Source organism: Micromonospora sp. KC606, from assembly GCF_004348675.1.
Taxonomy (GTDB): Bacteria; Actinomycetota; Actinomycetes; order Mycobacteriales; family Micromonosporaceae; genus Micromonospora.
Genome location: NZ_SMKN01000345.1, coordinates 1 through 3,313, shown reverse-complemented (window position 1 = coordinate 3,313; position 3,313 = coordinate 1). Strand labels below are relative to the sequence as shown.

The following is a 3,313-nucleotide window of genomic DNA, read 5'->3' as shown; positions in this document are numbered from 1 at the left end:
GCCGGGCGGGCGGTGACACGGCGGGCCACGTACGAGCGGACAATCGCAGGGGACATAGCGGGTGGAGCGACCTCCGAATCTTGCGGCGGCGATCGACGCGGCGGCCGAGGCCCTGATCGGGGTGCTCGAGTCGGCCACCTCGCGGCACCACGTGACCGTTTCGCCGACCCAGTTGCGGGTGCTCTCCCTGATCACCGAACGGCCGGAGACCAATGTGAACCGGCTGGCCGAGTTGCTGGACGTCGTACCGTCGTCGGCGAGCCGGCTCTGTGACCGGCTGGAGGCAACCGGTCTGCTACGCCGGGTGGCCGATCCCCGCGACCGGCGGGAGGTCCGCCTGGTGCCCACCGCGGCGGCGGAGGCTCTGCTGCGGGAGCTGAAGGAGCGTCGCCACCGGGCGGTGCAGGCGGTGCTGGACCGGATGCCGCAGCGGACCCAGCACGAGTTGCTGCTGGCGCTGGTGGCTTTCGCGCAGGCGGCCGAGGCGGGAACCGCGACTTCGACCGACGCGCCGGCCCGGACCGCCTGATCCTCTGCCGCGATGGCCGACCCATCACGTCACGCCACTAGTGTCCTAGGATGCTTTACGGATGGTGACGCACCCCACGGCGCACGACCCACCACGGGGCAAACACGCAACCCGGAACCGAAGACGTGAGCCCGATATAGTGGCTGCGCAAACCCGCCGGCCACGGCCACTGGCCCGCCGCCGGCAACCAGGGGGAGATCCCGCCCGGGATCGCCGAGGCGCCGGCGTGGCCGGCCCGTCAGCGCGCACGTCTCACCGAGGTGTCCCGCCGGGGCACCCGGTGCGTGCTGCGGAGGGAGGTTCGGTGTCGCGTCGGCCGGTTCGGGCAGGGCACCCTCAGGACTCGGACGGGATCGCGGGCGCCGGTGACCGGGTGCTGACCCTGCCGAACCTGATCAGCTTCGTCCGGCTGCTCGGGGTGCCCCTGTTTCTCTACCTGTTTCTGGTGGTGGAGGCCGACGTGGCAGCCGTCGTGGTACTCGTGGTCGGCGGCACCACCGACTGGGTGGACGGCTGGATCGCCCGGCGACTCGGCCAGGTCAGCCGCCTCGGCGAGCTGTTGGATCCGTTCGCCGACCGGCTTTACATCCTCGCCACGTTGCTCGCCTTCACCGCCCGCGAGGTGGTGCCGTGGCAGTTCACCGCGGCGTTGCTGGCCCGGGAGCTGCTGTTGCTGGGCTCGCTGGCGGTGCTGCGCCGGCACGGGTACGGCCCGCCTCCGGTGCACTACGTGGGCAAGACGGCGACGTTCCTGCTCCTTGCCGCCTTCCCGCTCCTGTTGCTGGCCGCCTCGGTGGCGACGGTGGCGACGGCCGCCTCCGCGATCGGCTGGGGGTTGGCCTGGTGGGGGCTGGTGCTCTACTGGGTAGCCGGTGCGATGTACGTGGTCCAGGCAGGCCGGCTGGTGCGTGCGACCCGCGCCCGGTCCGGGGGAGCGGCGGCATGAGCGGCGGCCCGGACTCCGGCGGTCGTCCGCCGCGCGCGTTCACCCCGGACTTCCTCACCGAGTTGTTCCGCAACCCGTTGGACCCGGGGTACGCCGACGCGGCGGCCCGGCGACGGGAGTTCCCGTCTCCGTCCGGGTGGCGCGCGACCACCGTGCGTGCGGTCAGCGTCCTGGTGGTGGCGGTGGTGGGTTTTCTGTTCGCGGTGGCGTATCGGGAGGCCCTCGCCGAGGAGCCGAGCCGCAGCCAGGCGCGGGCCGGGTTGATCGCGCAGATCAAGCAGCGGGAGGCGGAGACCGACGAGTTGACCGCCCGCGCGGACCGGCTGCGGGAGGAGGTGAACCGGCAGCGGGACGCGGCGCTGAGCGGTTCGCAGGCGGCCCGGTTGCGCAGCCTGGAGGCGGGCACCGGGCTGGGGCGGGTGCGCGGGGATGGTCTGGTGGTGCGGCTGGTCGACGCGGCGCCGAAGGAGGGCGACGCGGTGACCGGTGACTCGGACGCGGGTCCGGATCGGGTTATCTACTCGGACCTGCAGAAGGTGGCCAACGACCTGTGGGCGGCGGGCGCGGAGGCGGTGGCGGTCAATGGGCAGCGGTTGACGGCGACGTCGACGATCCGGTCGGCGGGTGCGGCGATCCTGGTTGACTTCCGGCCGGTGACGAGTCCGTACGAGGTGTCGGCGATCGGGCCGGGGTCGATGCGGGACAGGTTCGAGGAGAGCCGGTCGGCGTATCTGATGCGTCGGGTGGCGAAGCAGACCGGCCTGTCGTTCGAGGTGCGAGAGGCCGAGGGTCTCACCCTGCCGGCGGCGCCGGAGCCGCGGCTACGCTACGCGGAGCCGTCGGTCAGTCCGGGTTCGTCGCCGTCGGATACTGCCGTTAATCGTTCGTCCAGTTCCGGGCCGTCGGGTCCGGGTACGTCCAGTCCTTCCGGAGGTGTCCGATGATCGCGGTGCTGGCGTTGCTCGCCGGTGTGGTGCTCGGGATCTATTTGGATCCGACCGTGCCCGCCGCGTTGCAGCCGTACCTGCCGATCGCGGTGGTGGCCGCGTTGGACGCGGTGTTCGGTGGGGTGCGGGCGAAGCTGGACCGGATCTTCGACGACAAGCAGTTCGTGGTGTCGTTCATCTCGAACGTGCTGGTGGCGGGTCTGATCGTGTACCTGGGCGACCAGTTGGGGGTGGGTGGTCAGCTGTCCACCGGCGTGGTGGTCGTGTTGGGGGTGCGGATCTTCGGCAACGTGGCGGCGATTCGTCGTCACCTGTTCCGGGCGTAGGTTTGTGGTGATGGACGACGAGCAGCGGGAGACCGGGACGGGGTGGCCGGGGCCGGCGGCGCCGGGGCGTCCGGCGGGGCCGGCGGGTGAGCCGGATCCGAGGCCGGAGGCTCCGGACCCGGATGAGATCAGTCCGTTGGCGCCGGTGGAGGAATCGCAGGAGGGCGCCGGTGACGGTGGTGCGGTGGACGCGGCGCCGGCCGCCCCGGTGCTGGAGCGGGACTCCGAGCCGGCGTCTGGTGCGGCAACTGGGTTCGGTGGGGTCGGGCGGGTCAGTTCGGCGGGCGTGATGATCGCGGTGCTGTTGGCGTTGCTGGGGTTCACCCTGGTGGTGCAGTTGAAGACGACGTCGACTGATCCGACGTTGGCGGCGACCCGGCAGGAGGATCTGGTCCGGATCTACTCGGATCTGGATTCGCGGGAGAAGCGGCTGCAGCAGGACATCGAGGCGCTGGAGGAGAGTCAACGGCAGTTGCGCTCCGGTGAGCAGGGTCGGCAGGCGGCGTTGGAGGAGGCGCGGCGGCGGGCGGACGAGCTGGGGATCCTGGCGGGGACGTTGCCCTGT

General features: G+C 71.7%; 4 protein-coding genes and 1 pseudogene. All 5 read left to right on the top strand.

Annotation, left to right across the window (positions count from 1 at the left end; genetic code table 11):
* Window positions 1-61: 61 nt before the first annotated feature.
* Entirely contained in the window at window positions 62-529 is a 468-nt protein-coding gene (locus E1193_RS30645) for a MarR family transcriptional regulator (protein WP_132186613.1), read from the top strand.
* A gap of 304 nt (window positions 530-833) precedes the next feature.
* Window positions 834-1,475, top strand: a complete 642-nt coding sequence (locus tag E1193_RS30640) for a CDP-alcohol phosphatidyltransferase family protein (RefSeq protein ID WP_132186612.1) — start codon at window positions 834-836, stop codon at window positions 1,473-1,475.
* Window positions 1,472-2,419, top strand: coding sequence for a DUF881 domain-containing protein (locus E1193_RS30635; protein WP_132186611.1), 948 nt, complete (start codon window positions 1,472-1,474; stop codon window positions 2,417-2,419). Before E1193_RS30640 ends, E1193_RS30635 begins: the two co-directional genes overlap by 4 nt.
* Window positions 2,416-2,748 (top strand): small basic family protein, encoded by a 333-nt coding sequence (locus E1193_RS30630; RefSeq protein WP_067311500.1) that lies wholly within the window; start codon window positions 2,416-2,418, stop codon window positions 2,746-2,748. Before E1193_RS30635 ends, E1193_RS30630 begins: the two co-directional genes overlap by 4 nt.
* Window positions 2,749-2,755: 7 nt before the next feature.
* A pseudogene (locus E1193_RS30625) lies at window positions 2,756-3,313 on the top strand (hypothetical protein); the annotation flags it as partial.

What these genes read in the sequence shown, in the direction of transcription:
- E1193_RS30635 (WP_132186611.1), top strand. Translation starts at nt 1,472, where the DNA reads ATGAGCGGCGGCCCGGACTCCGGCGGTCGTCCGCCGCGCGCGTTCACC.
- E1193_RS30630 (WP_067311500.1), top strand. Translation starts at nt 2,416, where the DNA reads ATGATCGCGGTGCTGGCGTTGCTCGCCGGTGTGGTGCTCGGGATCTAT.